This is a genomic window from Leucothrix pacifica, from assembly GCF_003172875.1.
GTDB lineage: Bacteria > Pseudomonadota > Gammaproteobacteria > Thiotrichales > Thiotrichaceae > Leucothrix > Leucothrix pacifica.
On record NZ_QGKM01000117.1, the window covers coordinates 1 to 2567 of the forward strand.

Annotated in this window: 6 protein-coding genes; all 6 read right to left on the bottom strand. The window is 50.9% G+C overall.

Going from position 1 to position 2567, the window contains the following annotated elements:
- A partial coding sequence (locus DKW60_RS22765) for an IS66 family transposase zinc-finger binding domain-containing protein (protein WP_181389864.1) occupies nt 1-516 on the bottom strand: 516 nt, incomplete at its 3' end.
- Nucleotides 517-539: 23 nt separating this feature from the next.
- Nucleotides 540-899 carry an IS66 family insertion sequence element accessory protein TnpB gene (tnpB, locus tag DKW60_RS22770; protein WP_109839952.1) on the bottom strand — a complete coding sequence of 120 codons (360 nt, stop codon included), beginning with the start codon at nt 897-899 and terminating at the stop codon, nt 540-542.
- On the bottom strand, nt 896-1207 hold the full coding sequence (gene tnpA / locus DKW60_RS22775; RefSeq protein ID WP_109839953.1) for an IS66 family insertion sequence element accessory protein TnpA: 312 nt from the start codon (nt 1205-1207) through the stop codon (nt 896-898). The genes tnpB and tnpA overlap by 4 nt, the downstream gene beginning before the upstream one ends.
- Nucleotides 1208-1280: 73 nt before the next feature.
- Entirely contained in the window at nt 1281-1469 is a 189-nt protein-coding gene (locus DKW60_RS22780; protein WP_219988895.1) for a PIN domain-containing protein, read from the bottom strand.
- Nucleotides 1469-1699 carry a CopG family transcriptional regulator gene (locus DKW60_RS22785; protein ID WP_109839955.1) on the bottom strand — a complete coding sequence of 77 codons (231 nt, stop codon included), beginning with the start codon at nt 1697-1699 and terminating at the stop codon, nt 1469-1471. Before DKW60_RS22785 ends, DKW60_RS22780 begins: the two co-directional genes overlap by 1 nt.
- Before the next feature lie 284 nt (nt 1700-1983).
- Nucleotides 1984-2445, bottom strand: coding sequence for a methyltransferase family protein (locus DKW60_RS22790; protein ID WP_109839956.1), 462 nt, complete (start codon nt 2443-2445; stop codon nt 1984-1986).
- Nucleotides 2446-2567: the final 122 nt, after the last annotated feature.

Consider the following 2567-nt stretch of genomic DNA (forward strand, 5'->3'; position numbering starts at 1 on the left):
CACATTAGCTCTGGGGGCTACTTTGACCGTGTCTTCACACGCCTGGCAGGCATACTTTTTCCGGACGTACCGGATGACCTGAAGTTTGGCCGGAATGATCTCCAGTTGCTCACTGCTGTCTTCACCAATCTCACTTAACTGACAGCCACAGGCGCACACCCGTTCGGCTTCCGGCAATTCAATCAGCTTGTGGATGCGGGGCAAATGTGCCGGCAATGGTCGGCGGGCTTTGCGTGTAGTCGTCGCCTGAACCGGGGTGTCTGAGGGTGTGGAACCATCGGTATCGGGTGGCGTCTGGTCACTTCGCTCAAGCGTCTCCTCGACCTCATCAAACAGCTCACCTTGTCCCGGTGCTTTTTCACTGGAGGCCCCAAAGCGCTGTTGCCGGGCCAGCCGGATCGCTTCGAATAATGTCTGAACCTGCTTTTGTAAACGCTCAGTGGTACTGCGCTCTGCCAGCAGCAGCGCCTTCAGTGAGGCCACATCATTCGGTAAGGGATCAGCAGGTCGTTTCATGGTGTGGATTATACCGGAAAATCCTACCCCACTGTGCGGTAGTTCAAGGTTTGATGCGGTTTATTACGCCAGAGATCAAAGCCGTCCAGCAAGCGGTTGAGCTGCTCACCATCCATCACACAGGTCGGTGTGGTGACCTCATCCGGCCACTTAAACCGCTCCTGCTCCAGACTTTTATACCACAGGCAAAACCCGTTCTTCTCCCAGTACAGGATTTTCACCTTATCCCGACGTCGGTTCGTAAACACATACAGCGCCGGTGCAAACGGATCCAGCTGCAGAGACTGCTCCACCAGGAGCGACAAGCCGGTAATGGACTTTCTGAAGTCCACGGACTGGGTGCACAGATACACCCGGGGTAACTGGTCCGCCGGACGCATCATGACCGGGCACCCGAGAGCAGTGTGGACAACCAATCCGGATCAGGTAATCGATCAAACCGCAACGTGGCGTCACCCAGCACGATTGTCAGCGGGCTACCGGAGACAGTGGTGGATGACACTACCTGCGTAAACTGTGTCTGTGTGGAGACAGTGACAGACCGGCCCTTGAGTGTGCTGCGCCACTGATATAACGTCTGCGGTTTGAGCTGATTGGCTTTAGCGTAGTCAGCGATACTCAATCCGGAACGCTCTGCGGCATCCAGGTGAGTCTTCCAGAATTGCTGTTTTTGAGTCAGTGTGTTGTTCATACTTGTCTCCGGTTAATAGAGAGACAGAATGACCGAATAGCTGAGCGGCTGGTAGATGTGGTTTACCTGACGCTTACAATAACTCGCCGATCTGAGTACGACGCTTTTGCGGCGCATTAGACTTTGCCAGGCCATATTCCAACTCATAAACCACAACAGACGGAACCGCTAGATCCTGAGGAGATATTTGCAGCAAATTATGTTTAACGTTTCCCATGCCTTTGAAAAAATAGATCAGCGTGTTCGTATCAAGTACATACATCAAAAGGACTCTCTTGCTATATCTTGACCTTGGTTTGCACGCAACTCGTCAGCGTCTGGAAAATCGCTCCATGAGCCTGCCATGTCTATCACCGACTGAGGCCACTCTTTTGCTATTTTTTCTTGGATCAAACGCGCTATCCATTTGCTTTTAGAGAGATTGGCTGACTCGGCTGCTTTGATCATTTTTAATTCGATTTCTTCTTCGAGATATATTGTGACTTGTCCCATACATTACCTCATAAAGTATATGTGTCATTATATGACATCATAAAAGAAGAAGTGTCACAGTATTTAGGTACAACCGATACTTCACCTATAGATCATCCAACAACAAGTCACGATACTCAATTTCGTACCTCTTCAGCTTCTGCTTAAGCTTAACCGCCTTCACATTCAACTTACTTAAACGAATGTTTTTAGAGCTACGCAACGCCAATATTAAGCGGCGCCCGACTAGGGCGTCCGGTGGACGGCCGCGAGGCCGGGAACGAACTTGAATGACTTGTTGGGCGTCAAACCCACCGGCGCACCCCTGCCTCATACTGCCTGTAAACCTCACCAAACTTCTCACGCATGTACCTCTCCTCTGGAACGATTTGAAACCGATTCATATAAATTACGAATGCCGGAAGCAGCACAAGACTTGCGAGATTGCTGAGAAAAACTCCCCAAGCAATGAGAACGAGCAAGAAGCCAACGTACATCGGGTTTCGACTTATTCGGTAGACCCCGCGCACAACGAGACTGGCGGATTGATCTGGCACTCGCGGGTCGACGGTAGTGTCCGCTGAGCGAAATTCCAATACGCCAAGCAACGCAAAAGCAACACCAGTTGCCGCAAACACCAGAGCTACAAGCGAAGAAGCGGGCAAAGTGAAACCAAGACCCGGAACAGCAAACGCCAATGTCCACATAAAGCCTGCGGTAACAAGCACCAGAATAACTGGTGGGATTTTTAGCTCTAATGTCTGCACGATTATTCCTTTGGTGCCCAACGCCGCAAATCAGCCGCGCGCGGCTTTGGTGCGTCGGCTGGATTTGTCTTGTTATGTGATTTCTGCTCATTTGTTTAGCACCCCCTATGTCAGGATAGTTG